The organism is Mycobacterium sp. E1214 (assembly GCF_001666755.1).
Taxonomy (GTDB): Bacteria; Actinomycetota; Actinomycetes; order Mycobacteriales; family Mycobacteriaceae; genus Mycobacterium.
In genome coordinates this window covers 25,119-42,796 of record NZ_LZJC01000097.1, presented here as the reverse complement: position 1 = coordinate 42,796, position 17,678 = coordinate 25,119, and the positions used below count along the sequence as shown (strand labels likewise).

Sequence of the window (17,678 nt, the reverse complement as noted above, 5' to 3'; positions counted from 1 at the left end):
CCCTTCGTGGTGCCGGTCGTACGCGACTCGACCGCCGGTTGCGTGGGCACCGTCAGGGCCGCCAGAACGGGCTGCGGGTCAGGATGTCGGGACCGTCGGCGCCGATCAGCACCGCCTGGCGCCCGAACACCGCTCCGGCGCCCCGCTCCCACACGTACCCGGTCACCGAGAGCACCATTCCCGCCGCCAGTCGCTCGGTGGCGGCCGTCTGCGGCAGCCGGTGCGCGACGACGGGCGGGTCGAACCCCATGCCCAAGCCGCGCGCCACGGGTAACGGTGGCTCCGGCTCGCCCGCGGCGGGATACGCCGCGAGCAGGTCACTGGCCGGCGCACCCGCCCGGCACGCCTGGAACAGGTTGTCCCACAACCTGTCCCAGCGCCGATAAAGGTCGGCGGCGGTGCGGTGCTGACCGGCGGGCCAGGTTCGTCCCACCTCTCCGATGTACCCCCCCGCCAAGACGCCGGCCGAGAAGGCCACCAGGTCACCGTCTTTCACGCGGCCGTCCCCGTGGCCGCGCCGCCAGGGGTGCTCGCGCGACGTCACCCAGGCGACGTCCTGGTTGGACGGTGTGCTGACACCACCGGCCGCGACGGCTTCGAGCAGAACCCCGGCCAACTCCTGCTCGCCCACCCCCGGGCGCAACTCGGACACGGCGGCGGCGAGGCCGGACTCCGCGACCGCGATCGCCTCGCGCAGCGCGACGACTTCCTCGGCCGTTTTGATGCGTCTGGCCGCGCGCATCGCGAGCTCGCCGTCGACCAGGTCGGCGCGCGGAAAGGCGGTCGGCAGCAGGCGCGCGAACACAGGTGACAGCGCGTCGGTTCCGACGCGGCGTGCGGTGGCGGCACCCTCGATGCGCTGCAGGGCCGCCACGGTGTTCATCGGGTTCCACGAAATGCCGTAGAGGTTCTCGTGCGGGATGTCCTCCGGCACACCCTCGTCCCAGGTGCTAAGCAGATGGATCGCCCCGGTCGCGCGCACCAGGACACAGGTTGGGCCGAACGGCCTGGTGCCGGCGACCCATAGCTGCGGGGCGCCGGTGACGTAGCGGACGTTGGCCTGCCGCCCGAGCACCAGGACGTCGAGGCCGTGCTCGGCCATCTGCTCGAGCGCACGCCGCCGGCGGCCCGAGCGCAACACCCGCTCGTCGGGCAGGACTTCAGTTGCCATAGGGGTCATACGGGTAGTCGGTCAATCGGATCCAGCCCTCCTCGGTGATGACCAGGACCTCTTCGCTGCGGTAACCGCCGGTGCCGTCCTCCCACACCACCGGCTCCAAGACCAGCACCATGCCGGCTTGCAACACGAAGGTCTCGTCGAACTCGGTGCCGAGATCGGTGCCGATCATCGGCATTTCGGCGGCGTTCACCCCGATGCCGTGTCCCAGGTAGAAGTGCGGCAGCCAGGGCTTGGTGCCGCCGTTGGCGTCGATCGCGGCCCGGCCCAGGTCGGCCGCCGTGGCGCCGGCCCTGGCGACACCCAGGACCGCGCTCATGATCTCGAACCACCTGGCGAACTGCGCTTGCTGGCGCGGTGACGGGTCGCGACCGACGATCCAGGTACGCCCGAAATCGGAGCAGTACCCGTGATAGGTGATGCTGACGTCGGTCCACAGCACGTCGCCGTCGGCCAACTCCCGCTCGGTGGTGAGCAACGGCAGCGCCAAATCCCCGTGCGTGGTCCACACGCCGTCGGCCTTGCTGGGCGGCATCACCTGCCAGATGGGTTCCAGCATGCTTGCCGTGGCGCCCAGCTCGAAGGCGCGGCGCAGGAAGCGTGCGGACAGGTCGATCTGGCGGATTCCGGGGGCCAGCCCGCGTTGCACCTCGACCATCGCCTCGTCGGTGATGCGGATCGCCGTGCGGATGCAGGACAGTTCGTCGGGAGTCTTCACGGCCTTCGCGGCGCTGACCACGGCGGCGGCGTCCACGGGTGCCCCGTGCGGAAACAACCGCTTGGTGGCGCGTGACATGGCGCCGGTGAACTCGTCGACCGCGACCACCGCCGGTGCCGGGATCAGGTCGGCCAGCGCCCGCGCGAATTGCTCGACGCCCTCGTCGAATTCGAGATAGACCGGTCCGTGCAGGTGGTCGGCGGGCAGACCCGCCTCGAGCGCGGCGCCTTCTCGAAACGGCAAGAACAGGTGCGGCCATTCGTCATCGGCGAGCACCACGGCGACCGGCCGCTCGACGTAGGACAATCCCGCGTCGCCCAGCGGCCAGCTGGTCCCGGTGGCGTAGACCACCGCGTTGTTGCCCAACAGGACCAGCGCGTCGACGCCGCGTTCGGCCATGGCCGCGCGCAGCCGTCGGCCGGTCTCGCGGCGCAGCCGGGCCAGGTCGGGGGTTTCCGGGATGACCAGGGCGCCGGTCGCGGCGCCCGCGTGCGCGAATGTCGTCATCGAATCACCGGTGCAGGCCCAGGAACTCGGTGATGTTGCCGCTGACGATCTTCGCCGCGTCGGTGGGGCCAACGGCGTCGACGACGGCGGCCAGCGACTTTTCCGAATACCCGTAGGTGCTCTCGTTGTGTGGGTAGTCGCTGGACCACATCACCTTGTCCACGCCGATGCGGTCGATGAGTTGCAGGCCGAGCGGATCGACCATGAACGACGCGCTCATGTGGGCGTCCCAATAGTGCCGGACGTCATGCTGCAGCGGCCGGTTGAACATGTGCTGATAGGAGGCGACCAGGTGCTCGGCGTCTTGCAGCGCCCACGGCACCCAGGAGATGCCGCCCTCGAACCAGCCGATCCGCAGGCCGGGGTGGTCGTCGAGGATGCCGCCGAAGATGTACTTGGAGAACGTCTCCCGGAAGCCGTCGATGTTGATCATCATGCCGACGACCACGCTGTTGAATTCGGTCGGGCTCTTCGGCGGCGTCTCCCCGATGTGGTGGGTGACGGGCAGGCCGGCGGCCTCGATCTCGTCCCACACCGGCCGCATGGTGGTGCTGCAGTAGTCGATCGGGTTGCCGTCGTCGTCCTTGCCGGGGTTCAGTGGCATCAGGAAGGTCTTCAGCCCCAACGACTTCAGCTCGTCGAGCGTCCTGCGGGTGCCCTGCGGGTCCCACCAATTGATCAGCCCGGCGCCGTAGAAGTGGCCGCCCGAGCGCTCCTGCAGCTCGGCGATGTACTCGTTGTAGACGCGAAACGCCAGCTCCCGCAGTCGTTTGTCCGGGTAGTGGAACAGCGCCAGCACGGCGTTGGGAAACGCCAGCTCCTTGTCCACACCGTCGTCGTGCAGTTCCTGGATGCGGGCCTCGATGTTGGTGCTCGCGGCACCGGGCAGATCGTCGTATTGCATGAGCACGGCGCTGAAGTCGCCGGGCAAGAAGGACTGGCCCTTGCGCCCGACCTGGTAGGCGCCGTCCTCGTACCAGATCCGCGGCGCCTTATCCTTCAGGTCGTCCGGAAAGCGTTGGTAGAAGATGTCGTCCGCCAGCGAGATGTGGTTGTCGGCGGAGAACACCACGGTGCCCTCCGGCAGCCCGACGTCCGCGCCGGAGGCGTGGCCGCGGCGATCCTTCGGCGCGCCGAACCCCTCCGGCGGGTACAGCGACACGGGGCTTGCCTGAGTAGTCATCTTTGACCCTCCATTCGGATCGGATAGTCCTGACGTTGCGGCCTGGGGGCTACCAGGTCACCGGAAGTTCGTAGACGCCGTAGGCGAGACGGTCGTGCTTGAACGGCACGTCGTCGAGCGGGATGGCCAGCGACAGCGTGGGAATGCGCCGCACCAGGGTCTGGTAGACGATCTGCAGTTCGGCGCGGGCCAGCTGCTGACCCACGCACTGGTGCCGGCCGTACCCGAACGCGACGTTGCGGTCCGCGCCGGAGCGGTGCAGGTACAGCCGGTCGGGCTCGGTGAAGGCGTCGGCGTCCCAGTTCGCCGGGGCGAGGTCGATGATGATGCCGTCGCCGGCGCGGATCGTCTCCCCGGCAATGTGGATGTCCTCCAACGCCACCCGGCGCTGACCGTTCTGAATGATGCTGAGGTAGCGCAACAGTTCCTCCACGGCGTTGGCCACGATCTTCGGGTCTTCGGCCTCGCGCAGGACGGCGGCCTGGTCGGGGTTCTGCAGCAGGGCAAGCACCCCGAGCCCGATCATGTTCGCCGTGGTTTCGTGCCCGGCGATCAGCAGGCCGGTGCCCAGCTGGGCGGCCTCCTTGACGCTGAGTTCGCCGGCCTTGACCCGTTCGGCGAGATCGGAGACCGCGTCCTGGCCCGGGTGTTCCATCTTGGCCTCGACGAGCTCGCCGAGGTACTTGTGCAGGCTCATCGCGCCCTTGACGGTGTCCTCACCGGTGGCGTAGCGGGCCAGCCCGACGTTGGCGTGGTGCTGGAACATGTCGGCGTCCTCGTACGGGACGCCCAGCAGTTGGCTGATCACCAGCGAGGGGACCGGCAGCGCCAGCGCCGTGACCAGGTCGGCGGGCTGCGGGCCGGCCAGGATCGCGTCGATGTGATCGTCGGTGATCCGCGCGATGGTGGGGCGCAGCGCCTCGACGCGCTTGAACGTGAACGGCTTTGACAGCATGCGCCGAAACCGGGTGTGCTCCTCGCCGTCGGCGGTGAACACCGAGCGCGGCCGCTTGTGCACGGTGGACAGCATTCCGGCGTTCCAATGCGGGAAACCGGGCTGCCGGTCGTCGACGCTCACCCGGGAGTCCGAAAACAGTTCTCGCACTTGCTCGTAGCCCGTGATGAGCCACGGGGTGCTGCCGTCCCAGATGCGGACCCGGGACAGCGGCCGGGCCTGGGCGAGCGTCATGACGTCCGGTGGCGGGGCGAACGGGCAGCGCGGGTCCCGGGCCATCGGGTACTCCGGGACCTCGGCGGTGGTCTGGGTCGTGCCGCTGGTCAGGGTGTCCGGCATGGTTCTCATTCCTCGATGTGGATGGCCAGCGCGGGGCACGCCGCAGCCGCGCACCGTGCGCCCTCGGCCAGGTCGGCCCCGGGGGTTTCCTCGAGCAAAACGACGACGCCGTCGTCGTCGCGCTGATCGAACACCTCGGGCGCGTTCATGACGCAGTTTCCCGATGAGGCGCAAGCGTTTTGGTCGACCGTTACCTTCATCTTCCCCGGTCCCTCACTCGTGCGGTGTCACGGGTGCCAGCCACAGGCCCACGATCGCGTCGATCAAGCCGGACGCCGCCGCGCGCCAGGAGCGGTGCGGCGGTAACACGCCGGTGGCCAGCGCGCGCTCGCGGTCGGCGCAGGTGTGCATCAACAGGTTTCGGGCCATGATGTTGCGGTCGAAATGCACTTCGGCGGGCAGGTTGGGCAGGCACCGGTTGGTCTCCTCGACCACCTGGACCAGCGACGGCGAGCTGAGCGCGCCCTTGACGATGATGTTGTAGTACGCCGGATCGGTCATGGCCTGGGCGGCGAACCGCGCGTACCAGGTGGGGTTGCCCAGCTCCTCCAGGTGGTCGGTGAGCGGGCGGACCAGGCAGGCGACCCAGTCCCGCAGTTCACCCGACCCACCCGAGGCGAGCAGCTCGGCCACCATCCGCTCGCGGAGCCGCTCGACGGGCCCGCGGTGTTTGTGTTCGATGGCCCGCACCAGGTCGGCCTTGGTGCCGAAGTGGTAGCCGACCGCGGCGTTGTTCCCCTGGCCGGCGGCCTCGCTGACTTGCCGATTCGAGACGGCGAACATTCCGTGCTCGGCGTAGAGCCGCTCGGCGGCCACCAGGATCGCCTCCTGGGTGGAGCTGGCGCGGTCGGTGCGGACGGCCCGGCCGGCAGTGGTCATTGCGTTAGTCAACCGCGGCCGTGGGATTAAGTCAAGCGATTGATTTAAAGCGCCGGGGACGGTTCTGACCGCGACGGGTCAGCCCTCGCGTCTCCTGCTCTTGATGACCTTGCCCGCGACGGTGCCGCCGTCGACCGGCAGCACGATGCCGGTGACGTAGCGCGACCGGTCGGTGGCGAGGTACAGCGCCGCCTCGGCCACGTCGTCGGGCGTGCCCTCGCGCTTGAGTGGCCGATCGTCGCGCATGCCCTGGCGGATGCGCGCCTCGAACTGCTGCAACTGCTCGGCGTCCATGCCGGCCGCCGACTTGCCCAAGATGGGGGTGGGGATGCTGCCCGGGGCGATGGCGTTGACGCGAATGTCGTGCTGCGCCAACTCGATTGCGGCCGACTTGGTGAAGTGGATGACGGCCGCCTTGGACGCGCGATAGCTCATCACGCCGCCGCCGGCCTGGATGCCGCCGATCGACGTGATGTTGATGATCGATCCGCCACCGTGTTCGGCCATGTGCCGGGCGGCATCCCGGGTGCCGGCCATCACGCCCAACAGGTTGACCCCCAGCACCCGATGAAAGTCGGCGAGGTCGTCGTCGAGGAGCTTGCGCAGCGGGCTGGAGATCCCCGCGTTGTTGACCATGACGTGCAGGGCGCCGAACGCCTCGACGGCGGCGGCCACCAGCGCCCCGACCTCGTCGGGTTCGGAGACGTCGGTGCGGTGGAAGAGGGCGGCGCCGCCGAGCGCGGCCGCCACTTCCTCCCCGCGGTCGGCCGCCACGTCGGCGATCACCACCCGGGCGCCCTCGGCGACGAACCGTTGCGCGATATCGCGGCCGATCCCGGACGCGGCGCCGGTGACGATGGCGACCGTGCCCTCCAACTCGTTGACCACACGACGAGTTAATCGGCGGCCGCCGCGTTAAGTCAAGCAATTGATTTAGTGCGGGTCGCCCGGGACGGTGGGATCAGTAACCGATAGAGGCGAGGTACGCGCCCCGAGGTTCCCGGTAGTAGCCCACGGTCATCAGGTTCGCCACGTAGACCACTCGCAGCCCGTGGCCCAGGCACCAGCGCAGCAGGGCGGTGTTGCGCAGCGGCATCAGAAAGCCCGGCCCGGCGAAGTGTGGGGCCGCGGCGATCAGGGCGGTCAGGGCCTCGTCGGTCTCGGCGACGGAATACCCCGTGAAACCAATCCCGGTGCTGTAGGCGGTGATTCGCCCGTGCTGCGTCACGACGCTGGCCGCCCCGCGGTCTACGGCTTCCTGCAGTTCTCCCGACCGGTCGTGGCCGTGCACGCCCACGCACAGCGCGTCGCACGCCGGGACGTCCTCGCGCGTCGCGGGGCGGATATCGAAGCCGGGGCGGGCCCGGGCGATGGCTGGTCCCTGCAGCACCGCCAGCGGCTCGCGGACGTCGAAACCCAGTCGTGCGTAGAGGCTCAGCGAGCGGGTGTTGTAGGCGACCTGGACCAACCGCACCCCCCGCGCCTGGCGCCTCGCACTCTCGTCGAGCACCGCCGCCATCAATGCCCCGCCGATTCCGTGGTCTTGGACGTCGGGTTCGACCGTGACCGGGCCGACGCTGAAGATGCTGGCGCGTTGGTCCAGGAAGTTGCTGCCGACGACGGTTCCGTCGCGTTCGGCGACGACGGAGAAGAAGCGTGGGTTCGCGACGAGTTGCGAGATGAGGTCCATGGCCGCCCCGACCTCGGCGAAATCGCGGGGGAACGCGTGGCGCTCGGCCACGGCGCTGAAGGCCCGATAGCAGACCCGCCCGCAGTCCAGGACGTCTTGCGTTGTCGCGGAACGGAGTTGCAACGATGACGCCCCCAAAGCCCCCACCCTCCTCGGCCCCGAGGCCATGCCGCCGTTCGATCGGTTGTGGCGCGCGAACCGCCAATGCGCGATAGTAAGGACGCGCCCGCATCCGCAGGTATTCGCTTCGGGAGGCTCGACGATGAAGATTCTCATAATCGGGGGCAGCGGACTAATCGGATCGCAGGTCGTGTCGATCCTCGACGGGCTGGGCCACGAGGCAGTGCCGGCCTCGCCGCGCTCGGGGGTCGACGCGGTCACCGGCGAGGGGCTCGCCGACGCCGTCGCGGGGGTGCAGGCGGTGGTGGACGTCGCCAATTCGCCGTCCTGGGCGGACGACGACGTGCTGCACTTCTTCACCGCGTCCACCCGCAATCTGCTCGAGGCGGAGCGGGCCGCCGGCGTCGCCCACCACGTCGCCCTCTCAATCGTGGGTGCCGACCGGGCCCCGGACAGCGGTTACCTGCGCGCCAAGGTCGCGCAGGAGAGGCTGATCGCCGAATCGGGGCGTCCCTATTCGATCGTGCGGGCCACGCAGTTCTTCGAATTCGTTTCCGGCATTGCCGATTCGATGACCGACGGGGACACGGTCCGCGCGCCGCACGCGGCGTTTCAGCCCATCGCCGCCGCGGACGTCGCCACGGCCGTCGCCCGTGCGGCGGTCGGCGAGCCCCGCAATGGGATCGTCAACATCGCGGGTCCCGACAAGCAGGGCATGGACGACTTCATCCGCGCCCTGATCGCCGCGGACGCCGACGGGCGCACCGTAGTCACCGACGCCGACGCCCGGTACTACGGCGCGGTGCTCGACGAGCGCAGCATCGTTCCCGTGCCCGGTGAGGAGACCACCGTCTACCCCACCCGCTTTGACGCGTGGCTGGCCGCCCGGGCGCCGAGCGGCGCTTCCTAGCCTCATCGGGGCCTCGCCGAGCGCCTCACACGGCGTCGAGGAACTCCAACAGCAGGTCGTTGACCACCGACGGTTGTTCGATCTGCGGGCAGTGCCCGGCGTCGGCGACGACCGCGGACCGGGCGCCGGGGATCTGCGCGGCGATGTCGGCCGCCCAGCCCTCCGGTAGCAACTTGTCGTCGCCGCCCTCGACGACCAGCGTCGGCACCCGGATGCGCGCGTAGGGACGCGCGCTCGGTGGCGTCGAAGAGGGCGCGGCACCCGGGCGCCGAAACCGCGCCGCGGCAATGGCTTCCCACGCGCCGGGCGCGGTGCTGGACTCGTGGCGGCGCCGCACGTAGTCGCCGTCGGCGGCGTAGGCCGCGTCGTGGAACAACGCCGCAACGATCCGGCGCATCCCCGCCAAGGTGGCGTCGTACTGTTGCAGCGCTTCGAAATGCTGGTTCTGCTGGATGTCACCGCCCCCGCAGATGATCGCCAGACTGCGGGCCGGCAGGAGCGGCGCGTCGGACGTGGCGTCGACGAGCAGGTTGATCGCGCCCATCGAGTTGCCGACGAAGTGCGCCGCGCCGACGCCGAGCAGTTCGCAGAAGCGCGCGACGTGCCGGATCCGCATCCCACGGCCGTCGACGAAGTCGACGACCTTGGCGGACTCTCCGAAGCCCAGCTGATCGGGCGCCAGCACCCGGTACCGGGCGGCCAGCGCGGCGATGTTGCGTTCCCAGCCGAGTTCGGCGCCGGCGCCGAACTCGCCGCCGTGCAGGAGGACCACCGGGTCACCGTGACCCGCTTCCAGGTAGCTGGTCCGCAGCCCGTCGACCGACAGGGTGTGGCGGGAGAACCCCATCACTTGATCGCGATCGGATTCACCGGGGAGCCCACCGCGCCGGTGAACCTCAGCGGCGGCGCGATGAGCTGAAATTCGTAGACGCCGTCGGCGGCGCAATCGGCCCCCAAGGCGTTGAGGTCCCAGTACTCGCCGAGCATCAGGCCCATGTCGCGCAGGCACAGCATGTGCATCGGCATGAACGTGCCCTGCACGCCCGAGACCGGGTCTTCGACCATCAGGTTGTCGGCGGCCACCGCGGCGACGTCGTGGTCGTGGAACCACGACGCGCACAGCCAGTCCAGGCCGGAGCCGGGCTCGCCGCCGTCTCCGGTTTCGCAAAACCTTGCCCACCAACCGGTTCGGACCAAGACGATGTCGCCACTGCCGATCGTCACGCCCTGCGCGCGCGCCACGTCGTCCAACTCCCCGGCGGTGATCGGGTTACCGAGCTCGATGAAGGTGTCCACACCGCGGTGACGGGCGACGTCGAGAAGCACCCCACGGGAGGTGATGCCCTTGCCGTCGACCTTGTCGATCCCGCAGAGCTTCGCGCCGAAACTGGTGACGGAGTCGGCGGGAAACCCGTTGTACAGCTTGTCCTCGTAGTAGACGTGCGACAGCGCGTCCCACTGCGTCGCGCATTGCAGCGGCATGACGATCATGTCGTCGTTGAAGCGGAACAAGTCGTCCTGGAAGTACTTCCCCATGTCCTGAGCGCTCGGGTTGTCCACCCAGCCGGGGCCGAACCGCGGCAGCGAATGTGCGTCACCGCCGTCGACGGTCATCGTGTGAATGGGGTTGTGCCGAAACTTGAACGCCCCCTGCGGACCCGACGAACCGAAGTCGACGCCGAGGGGGAAGACCTTGCCGTGCCTGACCAGGCCGGCCGCTTGGGCAATCTTTTCGGGGGTGATGAAGTTGAGGGTGCCCAGCTCGTCGTCATCACCCCAGCGGCCCCAGTTGCGGACCTCTGCTGCGACCCGCCGGAAGTCGGTTACGCCGGCCACGGGGCCCCCTCTTCGAGCTCGCGGGCGATCGCCGCGCCCAGGTTGCCGCCGTCAACCCACAGCACCTGCCCCGAAATGTAGCTTGCGGCAGCGCTATTGAGGAACAGCAGGACCGCCGCCTGCTCGGCGGGGGAACTGACCCGGCCCAGGGGCTTGGGGATGTCGTCGAGGAAGGCCTGCCCGTAGGCGGTGCGCAGCTGATCGAGGATCGGCGTCTCGGTGACGCCGGGCCCGGTGCAGTTGATGCGGATCCCGCGCGCGCCGAGGGCCGCGGCGCTGCGCATGGTGTAGAGGATCAGCGCCTCCTTGGACAACTGGTAACCGCCGCCGGCCAGCGCGTCCGGGTGGGCTTGGCACCAGTCGACGCCCTCGCGCATCGTGGCGGTCGCGACCAGCGGGGCGATCGCCCGCAGGTGTTCGCGGTAGTCGCGCGCCGCCAGCGACGACACGCTCACGATGGCGGACCCGGCGGCCATGCGCGCGATCAGCGCCTCGGTGACGTGCCGCAGGCCGAGGAAGTTGACGGTGACCACCAGGGGCGGGTCACCGATCCCGGAGGAGACGCCGGCGACGTTGAACAGCGCGTCGACGCGCCCGTCGATGGAGGACACCGCCGCGTCGATCGACTCCTGGTCGGCCAGGTCGATCTCGTGGAACTCGGCGACGTCGATCGCGGGGCGGCGTTTGTCGAGCCCGACGACGTCGGCGCCGACCTCGGTGAGCTGGCGCACCACGTGTTCACCGATGCCCGACGCGCATCCGGTCACCACCGCCCGGCGACCGTCGTAGCGCCACAACTGGTCGATCTGTCCCAACGCCCGATGTCCCTCGGCTCAACCGTTTTCGGTGATTACTGCTGCTGCTCTTTCGCCCGCTGCGCGGCCTGCACCCGGCCCTCGTTGATCTCGGCCATCGCCTCGGGGATCTCGCTGGCGGTGAATTTACCGCCCCGCCCGGTGGGCAGGCCGCCGAACGAGTATTCCTCGTCGAACCGCGGCGCGGTCGGCTCGGGGCGGCGCTCCTCGATCTTTTCGATCACGGGCTCTAGGCGCTTGGCCTTCTCGGCCACCGCCTTGGCGTCACGCTCGATGAACTCGGGCAGGACCTCTTGGCCCATCAACTCGATGGATTCCATGGTGCCCTCGTGGCTACGGGGATTGAGCAGCAGGATGATCTCGTCGACGCCGCTTTCCTCGTAGCCGCGCAGGAATTCACGCACCATGGCCGGGGTGCCGATCGCCCCGCGCCCGGGACCATAGGCGAGGGTCGGGTCCTTCTCGACCTCGTCGAGGTAGCGCTCCCACACCCTGGTGCGGCCGGGGGTGTGCACGCCGGTCATGTAGTAGTGCATGATCCCGAAGGAGAAGAAGCCGCCGCCCTTCCCGAGGCGCTGCAAGGCCTGGTCTTCGGTCTTGGCGACCATCATCGACAGGTCGCCGCCGATGGCCAGGATGTTCGGGTTGATCGCCGGTGTGACCGGGACCCCGTTCTCCTCGAGCTCCTTGTAGTAGCCGTTGACCCTCTCCGTCAGCGGGCCGGGGCCCGTGTAGGCGAAACTCAGTGCGCCGATGGCCTTTTGGGCGGCCATCTGGACGCTGGCCGGGCGCGTGCAGGCGACCCACACCGGCGGGTGCGGCTTCTGCAGCGGCTTGGGAACCACGTTGCGGGCCGGCATCTCGATGTGCTGCCCCTTGAACCCGCTGAACGGCTCCTCGATCATGCAGCGGATCGAGACCTCCAGCGCCTCCTCCCACTGCGCCCGCTTGTCGGCGGGGTCGATGTTGAAGCCCCCGAGTTCGCCGACCGATGACGATTCGCCGGTGCCGAATTCGACGCGGCCGTTGGAGAGCAGATCGAGCGTGGCGATGCGCTCGGCGACCCGCGCGGGGTGGTTCACCACGGGCGGTAGGTGCATGATGCCGAACCCCAACCGGATGTTCTTGGTGCGCTGACTGGCGGCGGCGAGGAAGATCTCGGGGGCGGTGGAGTGACAGTACTCCTCGAGGAAGTGGTGCTCGGTCAGCCAGACGGTGGAAAAGCCGGCCTTGTCGGCCGCCGCCACCTCGTCGAGGCAGTCCTGCAGCATGGCGTGTTCGTCGTCGGGCGCCCAGGGCCGCGGCAGGGCGAACTCGTAGAACAGCGAAATCTTCATTGCTACCTCCTAGGCGAATTCAGGGCGTCGTCGGCGGGCTGTGCGGCAACGTGTTTCGCCGCGACATAGCCGAAGGTCATGGCGGGTCCGATGGTGGCGCCAGCACCGGCGTAGCTGCGGCCCATCACCGGCGCCGCGGTGTTACCCACCGCGTAGAGCCCGGGCACCACGGTGTCGTCGGCCCGCAGGACGCGGGCGTGCTCGTCGGTGCGCAGGCCGCCGGAGGTGCCGAGGTCACCGAGGACGATCCGGAAGGCGTAATACGGTGGGGCGCCGAGCGGGAACAGGTTGGGATTCGGCAACGTCGGGTCGCCGTAGTAGTTGTCGTAGACGCTGTCGCCGCGGTTGAAATCGTCGTCGTGGCCGCGACGCGCGAGTTCGTTGAAGCGGCGGGCGGTTTCGGCCAGGTTCTGCGCGGGCACGCCGATCCGGCCGGCCAACTCCTCCCACGACGAGGCGGCCTTGACGACGCCGGATTGCAGCCACGCCGACGGGACCTTGCGCCCGGTGGGCACCGGCGCCCCGGGAATCTTGGGGATGGGCAGGTGGCCCGCGACGACGTAGCGGTTCCACGACCGGTGGTCGGTGATCAGCCAGCAGGGTATGTGGGTGACGCCAGTCCGTTGGCCGGCGATCATGGCGTGACCGAAATCCATGTAGGGGGCCGCCTCGTTGATGAACCGCCGCCCGGCGCCGTTGACGATGAACTGGGCGGGCATCATCCGCTCGTTGAGCATGAACTGCATGCGGCCGTCCGGCCACTGGATCGCCGGAAACCACCAGGCCTCGTCGAGCAGGTCCGTTGCGGCCCCGACCTTTTCGCCCGCGCGGATGCCGTCACCCAGGGCCGCCGGGTTGCCGAAGCTCCAGTCCCGGTCCACCTCGGGCAGCAGCTCCTTGCGCCGGGCGAGGTCGTGCTCGAAGCCTCCGGAGGCCAGGATGACGCCGCGCCGCGCCCCGATGCGGTGCGCGCGCCCCTGCCGTTGCACCACCGCGCCGGTCACCGCGCCGTCGGGATCGGTCAGCAACTCGATCATCGGCGAATCCAGCCACAGCGGGATGCCCCGCTCGCGCAGCGCCAGGCGCAGCCGCGCGGCCAGCGACTGGCCGATCGCGGCCATCCGTTCGCCGAACACTCGGGCCCGCACCATCCGGGCGATCAGCTTGAGCAGCACCCCCTTGCCCGCCCACGACTGCCGGATCCGGTAGAACGTGCGAAGCTCCTTGGGCCCGAGCCAGATTCCCTTCGGCGCCAGCGCCAGCGGCTTGAGCAGCTGCTCCTCGTCGGGGCCGAGGGCGCGCAGGTCGATGGGCGGGACGTTGATGGTGCTGCCGAGTTCTGAGCCGCCGGGCAGCTCGGGATAGTAATCGGCGTATCCGGGCTTCCAGACGAATTCGCACCACCCCGAGGCGCCTTCCAGGAAGGCGAGCATCTTCGGGGCGGACTCCACGTATTGGCGGATCCGCGCCTCGCTCACCAGGCCGTCGGTGATCCGCAGCAGGTATTCGACGACGGCGTCCGGGGACGGCCGGTAGCCCTCCCGGCATTGCGCGGGCGCCCCGGGCACCCAGATGCCGCCGCCGGACAGGGCGGTGGAACCGCCGTAGCACGAGGACTTCTCGACGATCAGGGCGTCCAGGCCGGCGGCCTGCGCCGTCAGGGCGGCGGTCATGCCGCCGCCCCCCGACCCGATGATCAGCAGGTCGACGACGTGGTCGAAACCCTCGGCCACCGACGTCATTGCGGGACCGCCGTTCTGATGGCGAACCCGGCGATGAGCTCCGGGGCGGCCCGGTAGAAACGCTCGACGGTTCGGTACGGGCCCGCGGTGGCCAGCGCCGCGAACGCCGCGACCCAGGTCCTGATCTCCTGCGCGGAGCCACCGCCCTCGCGCGCGACGAACGCGTTCGACCACCCGTCGAGTTCGGCCAGCCGGCCGGTGTCGACGATGTCCAGGAACGCGTTGTCCCACAGGGGATTCAACGGCTGCAGCGGCGAGTTGCCGGTCGCGAAGCCGCGGGCCGCCTCGACGACCGCGGCCTGGCGGTCTTGGCGCTGCTGGGTCGTCATGGGGCGACCGTGCACGATGCGCTCGAGCACCGGCGGCGGCGCCGTGTCCAGCGTCGGCACCGGCGGGCTGTGCGAGAGGCCGCCGGAGCCCAGCAGCAGGACCCGCTTGTCCAGGCCGGCGAGATACCTGCCGACCGCCGCGCCGAGCGCTCGGCAGCGGCGTAACGGCCCCAGCGGCAGCGCGATCGCGTTGATGAAGATCGGGAGCACCGGGCGCGCCGTCGCGTCACCGAACAGCTTCTCCAGCGGCTGCACGGTGCCGTGGTCGACGTCCATGCTGGTCGACACAGCGACGTCGACGCCGTCGTCCAACACGGCCTGCGCACAGTCCAACGCGAGCCGCTCGGCCACGGTCAACGGTCCCGCGTGGGTGCCGTAGTCGCCGACGCCCGCGGCGGCCGTGCCGATGCAGAAGGGCGGCATCGCCCGGTAGAAGAATCCGTTGTAGTGGTCCGGGGAGAAGGTGACGACGAGCTCGGGGTCGTAGTCGGTGACGAAGCGCCGCGCGGCGCCGATCGCCGATTCGATGTCGTCAAGCAGGTCCCGCGACGGCCCCGGAAGATTCAACAGCGGGCTGTGCGACATGCAGCACAGAGCCAGTGCCATTCGGCGATTCACCCCCTCGCGGTGCCAGGGGCGGCGTGAGGGCCAGCACCGAGAACAGCTCGGCGCTCAGATCCGGTGCCCGCTGGGCGATGCACGCGCCGGCGATGCACCGATCGGGCCGCAGGAACAGCACCGATTCCGGGTGGGAGTCGAACCAGGACTTCACGCCGCCGGACCGGTCGCCGACGACCACGACGTCGGGGTCGTCGTGACCCGTCCAGTGCAGCTGGGTCCGCGGCCGGAGCGCGACGAAGCGGGCGCCGAGCGCCTTCCAGTTGGCGAACGCCACGTCGCCGAGGATCCGGCGCGGGTGGTTGTTCCAGCACAGGACGGCGAACCAGTCGCCGAGGACGTCGTCGAGCAGCACGTCATGCTGTGTGCGGGTGTCGACGCGGGGTTGGATGAACAGCGTGCCGGCCGGCGAAACCGACTGCGGGCCAGCGGAATACGACGTGCCGTGCACCACGGCGCCGGTCTCGTAGCGCGGCATCGGCTTGAACCGCATCTCCAGCACGTAGCGCTTGAGGGTCGGGACGATCGACGCCGAGCGGATGAGAAGGTCGCGCGCGCCCGCCACCCGCCGGTTGGTCGGCGAGATGACGCGGCCCACCATGGTGGACAGGTCGATCATCGCCCGCGCGTGCTTGCGCCGCTCCACGTCGTAGGTGTCGAGCAGCGTGTCGTCGGCGCGGCCCGTCACCACCGCGGCCAATTTCCAGCCCAGGTTGGCCGCGTCGCGGATGCCGCTGTTGTAGCCCTGCCCCTGCCACACGGGCATCAGGTGCGCGGCGTCGCCGGCCAGCAACAGCCGGCCCTTGCGGAAGGCGCCGGCGATCCGCGAGTGGTGCGTGTACACGCGACGCCGGATCACATCCACCCGATCGGGGTGGGGCACCATCCGCGCCAGCATGCGCGTCAGGAACTCCGGGTCCTCGGCCTGCTCGTCGGTCTCGTCGGCGTGAATCATGAACTCGAAGCGGCGAATTCCGTGGGCGATCGAGATGGAGGCGTAGGGGCGTTCCGGGTCCGCACCGACCTCGCTGTTCGGGTGACCGAGCGGGTCGTTGGCGATGTCGACCACCAGCCATCGCGTCGCGGACGTCGTGCCGTCGAAGGACACGCCCATCACGCGGCGGGTCATGCTGCGGCCACCGTCGCAGCCGACGACGTAGCGCGCCCGCACCCGGCCTTGCCCGCCGCCGAGTTCGACGGTGACGCCCGTCGGGTCCTCCTCGCAGGCCGTCATCGGCCGGCCCCACCACAGCTCGACGTGGTCGAAACGGTCCAGGCCGGCCAGCAATTCGGCGTCGACGAGCGGCTGGACGAACCCGTTGCGCTTGGGCCAGCCGAATCGCGCGTCGGGTGGTGCCATCTCGGCGAGCACGCGGCGGTGCGCGTCCAGGAAACGCAGGATCTGGTTCGGCACCGTGTGCGGCAGGATCCGGTCGACCAACCCGATCGCCTGGAAGGTCCGCAACGCCTCGTCGTCGAGCCCGACCCCGCGCGGGTAATCGATCAGGGTGTCCCGCTCCTCGACGACCACCGTCTTAATGCCTTGCAGGCCAAGGATATTAGCCAGCGTCAAGCCGACGGGTCCGGCGCCGACGACGAGGACGTCGGTGTCGACCTCGGATGCGTCGGACATCAGCGGCCCAACAGGAAGTCGAGGTGCAGGCGGTTGAAGGTCTTGGCGTCCTCGTACTGCGGCCAGTGGCCGCAACCGGGCATCACCTCGAAACGCGCCCCCGGGATCATCGAGGCGATGCGGCGGCCCTCGGTCACGTCGGCGGTCGGGTCGTCGCTGGTCCACAGGACCAGCGTGGGCGCGGTGATCGACCCGTATTCGGCCGGCCCCAGGAGGTTTCGCGCACGGATCTGCGGGTCCTGCAGCGCCATGATGTCGCGCATGGCGTCGACGAATCCCGGCTGGCGGTAGACGCGCTGGCGGCTGGCGACCAGGTCGTCGTAGCCCTTGGATTTGTCGGCCATCAGCCACTTGATCCGCGCCTGCACGGTGTCCCAGGCCGGGTCCTCGGCCGCTGCCATCGACAAGGTGATGATCCGTTGCATCACGGCCGGATCGGCCTGGGAGCCGCCCGCGGTGTTGAGGACCAGCTTGTCGACGACGTCCGGGTGGTCGATGGCGGCGCGGGCGGCCACCCACCCGCCGAGCGACTCGCCGCTGATGCTGGCCCGGTCGACGCCGATGGCGCGCAGCACGGCCATCAGGTGTTCGACGTAGTGCCGGACCTCCAGCGGGTGCCCGGGCTTGCCGGTGTAGCCGTGCCCGAGCATGTCGATGGACCAGGTCCAAAAGTGCTCGGCGTGCGCGGCCAGGTTGCGGACGTAGGCCTCGGCGTGTCCGCCCGAGCCGTGCAACAGCACCAGCACCGGGTTGCCCGGCCTGCCCGCCCGTAGGTAGCGGGTGGGCACGCCCTGAGCCTCGAGGTAACCCTGCTCGAAGGCGACACCCTGCAGGTCGCTCCAGATGCTTTCGAACTCCGCCACGATTCCTCTCACGCCTCGCCCGTGGGA

17 protein-coding genes are annotated in these 17,678 nt (G+C 69.6%); 1 reads left to right on the top strand and 16 read right to left on the bottom strand.

Going from position 1 to position 17,678, the window contains the following annotated elements; all coding sequences use genetic code 11:
* Positions 1 to 52: 52 nt before the first annotated feature.
* The 8 genes from A5700_RS14170 to A5700_RS14135 all read right to left on the bottom strand — a co-directional run bounded on the left by A5700_RS14170 (position 53) and on the right by A5700_RS14135 (position 7,571).
* Positions 53 to 1,171: a Xaa-Pro peptidase family protein gene (locus A5700_RS14170; protein ID WP_068071126.1), complete on the bottom strand. Its 1,119-nt coding sequence runs from the start codon at positions 1,169 to 1,171 to the stop codon at positions 53 to 55.
* The gene (locus A5700_RS14165) at positions 1,161 to 2,402 is read right to left on the bottom strand and encodes a Xaa-Pro peptidase family protein (RefSeq protein ID WP_068071124.1); all 1,242 of its coding nucleotides are present in this window, start codon (positions 2,400 to 2,402) and stop codon (positions 1,161 to 1,163) included. Before A5700_RS14165 ends, A5700_RS14170 begins: the two co-directional genes overlap by 11 nt.
* 4 nt (positions 2,403 to 2,406) lie before the next feature.
* Complete coding sequence (locus A5700_RS14160) at positions 2,407 to 3,474, bottom strand: amidohydrolase family protein (RefSeq protein WP_197502861.1); 1,068 nt, start codon at positions 3,472 to 3,474, stop codon at positions 2,407 to 2,409.
* A gap of 160 nt (positions 3,475 to 3,634) precedes the next feature.
* A complete protein-coding gene (locus tag A5700_RS14155; protein WP_068071120.1) occupies positions 3,635 to 4,879 on the bottom strand; it encodes a cytochrome P450 in 1,245 nt (414 codons plus the stop codon).
* 5 nt (positions 4,880 to 4,884) lie between these two features.
* Positions 4,885 to 5,079 (bottom strand): ferredoxin, encoded by a 195-nt coding sequence (locus A5700_RS14150; RefSeq protein ID WP_068071119.1) that lies wholly within the window; start codon positions 5,077 to 5,079, stop codon positions 4,885 to 4,887.
* A gap of 13 nt (positions 5,080 to 5,092) precedes the next feature.
* A complete protein-coding gene (locus A5700_RS14145) occupies positions 5,093 to 5,758 on the bottom strand; it encodes a TetR/AcrR family transcriptional regulator (RefSeq protein WP_068071117.1) in 666 nt (221 codons plus the stop codon).
* 78 nt (positions 5,759 to 5,836) lie between these two features.
* Positions 5,837 to 6,646 (bottom strand): SDR family NAD(P)-dependent oxidoreductase, encoded by an 810-nt coding sequence (locus A5700_RS14140; RefSeq protein ID WP_068071113.1) that lies wholly within the window; start codon positions 6,644 to 6,646, stop codon positions 5,837 to 5,839.
* A 73-nt stretch (positions 6,647 to 6,719) separates the two neighbouring features.
* Positions 6,720 to 7,571 (bottom strand): GNAT family N-acetyltransferase, encoded by an 852-nt coding sequence (locus A5700_RS14135; protein WP_197502860.1) that lies wholly within the window; start codon positions 7,569 to 7,571, stop codon positions 6,720 to 6,722.
* A gap of 139 nt (positions 7,572 to 7,710) precedes the next feature.
* Here A5700_RS14135 and A5700_RS14130 point away from each other — a divergent pair, with 139 nt between their 5' ends.
* Positions 7,711 to 8,478 (top strand): SDR family oxidoreductase, encoded by a 768-nt coding sequence (locus A5700_RS14130; protein ID WP_068071106.1) that lies wholly within the window; start codon positions 7,711 to 7,713, stop codon positions 8,476 to 8,478.
* Positions 8,479 to 8,503: 25 nt separating this feature from the next.
* Here the strand turns inward: A5700_RS14130 and A5700_RS14125 are convergent, their stop codons facing one another.
* Genes A5700_RS14125 through A5700_RS14090 form a run of 8 tightly spaced genes read right to left on the bottom strand, consistent with a single transcriptional unit; the run spans position 8,504 to position 17,651 of the window.
* On the bottom strand, positions 8,504 to 9,325 hold the full coding sequence (locus A5700_RS14125) for an alpha/beta fold hydrolase (protein WP_068071104.1): 822 nt from the start codon (positions 9,323 to 9,325) through the stop codon (positions 8,504 to 8,506).
* Positions 9,325 to 10,314 carry a cyclase family protein gene (locus tag A5700_RS14120; RefSeq protein WP_068071102.1) on the bottom strand — a complete coding sequence of 330 codons (990 nt, stop codon included), beginning with the start codon at positions 10,312 to 10,314 and terminating at the stop codon, positions 9,325 to 9,327. The genes A5700_RS14125 and A5700_RS14120 overlap by 1 nt, the downstream gene beginning before the upstream one ends.
* Positions 10,302 to 11,129, bottom strand: coding sequence for a coniferyl-alcohol dehydrogenase (locus tag A5700_RS14115; RefSeq protein ID WP_068071101.1), 828 nt, complete (start codon positions 11,127 to 11,129; stop codon positions 10,302 to 10,304). Before A5700_RS14115 ends, A5700_RS14120 begins: the two co-directional genes overlap by 13 nt.
* A gap of 35 nt (positions 11,130 to 11,164) precedes the next feature.
* Positions 11,165 to 12,466: an LLM class flavin-dependent oxidoreductase gene (locus A5700_RS14110; RefSeq protein WP_068071100.1), complete on the bottom strand. Its 1,302-nt coding sequence runs from the start codon at positions 12,464 to 12,466 to the stop codon at positions 11,165 to 11,167.
* Between the two features lie 2 nt (positions 12,467 to 12,468).
* Positions 12,469 to 14,208 carry an FAD-binding protein gene (locus A5700_RS14105; RefSeq protein WP_068071099.1) on the bottom strand — a complete coding sequence of 580 codons (1,740 nt, stop codon included), beginning with the start codon at positions 14,206 to 14,208 and terminating at the stop codon, positions 12,469 to 12,471.
* Positions 14,205 to 15,122 carry a 3-carboxyethylcatechol 2,3-dioxygenase gene (locus A5700_RS14100; RefSeq protein WP_068071097.1) on the bottom strand — a complete coding sequence of 306 codons (918 nt, stop codon included), beginning with the start codon at positions 15,120 to 15,122 and terminating at the stop codon, positions 14,205 to 14,207. Before A5700_RS14100 ends, A5700_RS14105 begins: the two co-directional genes overlap by 4 nt.
* Positions 15,070 to 16,788: a bifunctional 3-(3-hydroxy-phenyl)propionate/3-hydroxycinnamic acid hydroxylase gene (locus tag A5700_RS14095; protein WP_068071095.1), complete on the bottom strand. Its 1,719-nt coding sequence runs from the start codon at positions 16,786 to 16,788 to the stop codon at positions 15,070 to 15,072. Before A5700_RS14095 ends, A5700_RS14100 begins: the two co-directional genes overlap by 53 nt.
* The gene (locus A5700_RS14090) at positions 16,788 to 17,651 is read right to left on the bottom strand and encodes an alpha/beta fold hydrolase (protein ID WP_068071091.1); all 864 of its coding nucleotides are present in this window, start codon (positions 17,649 to 17,651) and stop codon (positions 16,788 to 16,790) included. The genes A5700_RS14095 and A5700_RS14090 overlap by 1 nt, the downstream gene beginning before the upstream one ends.
* Positions 17,652 to 17,678: the final 27 nt, after the last annotated feature.

What these genes read in the sequence shown, in the direction of transcription:
- A5700_RS14170 (WP_068071126.1), bottom strand. Translation starts at nt 1,171, where the DNA reads ATGGCAACTGAAGTCCTGCCCGACGAGCGGGTGTTGCGCTCGGGCCGC.
- A5700_RS14165 (WP_068071124.1), bottom strand. Translation starts at nt 2,402, where the DNA reads ATGACGACATTCGCGCACGCGGGCGCCGCGACCGGCGCCCTGGTCATC.
- A5700_RS14155 (WP_068071120.1), bottom strand. Translation starts at nt 4,879, where the DNA reads ATGCCGGACACCCTGACCAGCGGCACGACCCAGACCACCGCCGAGGTC.
- A5700_RS14150 (WP_068071119.1), bottom strand. Translation starts at nt 5,079, where the DNA reads ATGAAGGTAACGGTCGACCAAAACGCTTGCGCCTCATCGGGAAACTGC.
- A5700_RS14145 (WP_068071117.1), bottom strand. Translation starts at nt 5,758, where the DNA reads ATGACCACTGCCGGCCGGGCCGTCCGCACCGACCGCGCCAGCTCCACC.
- A5700_RS14130 (WP_068071106.1), top strand. Translation starts at nt 7,711, where the DNA reads ATGAAGATTCTCATAATCGGGGGCAGCGGACTAATCGGATCGCAGGTC.
- A5700_RS14125 (WP_068071104.1), bottom strand. Translation starts at nt 9,325, where the DNA reads ATGGGGTTCTCCCGCCACACCCTGTCGGTCGACGGGCTGCGGACCAGC.
- A5700_RS14110 (WP_068071100.1), bottom strand. Translation starts at nt 12,466, where the DNA reads ATGAAGATTTCGCTGTTCTACGAGTTCGCCCTGCCGCGGCCCTGGGCG.
- A5700_RS14105 (WP_068071099.1), bottom strand. Translation starts at nt 14,208, where the DNA reads ATGACGTCGGTGGCCGAGGGTTTCGACCACGTCGTCGACCTGCTGATC.
- A5700_RS14100 (WP_068071097.1), bottom strand. Translation starts at nt 15,122, where the DNA reads ATGTCGCACAGCCCGCTGTTGAATCTTCCGGGGCCGTCGCGGGACCTG.
- A5700_RS14095 (WP_068071095.1), bottom strand. Translation starts at nt 16,788, where the DNA reads ATGTCCGACGCATCCGAGGTCGACACCGACGTCCTCGTCGTCGGCGCC.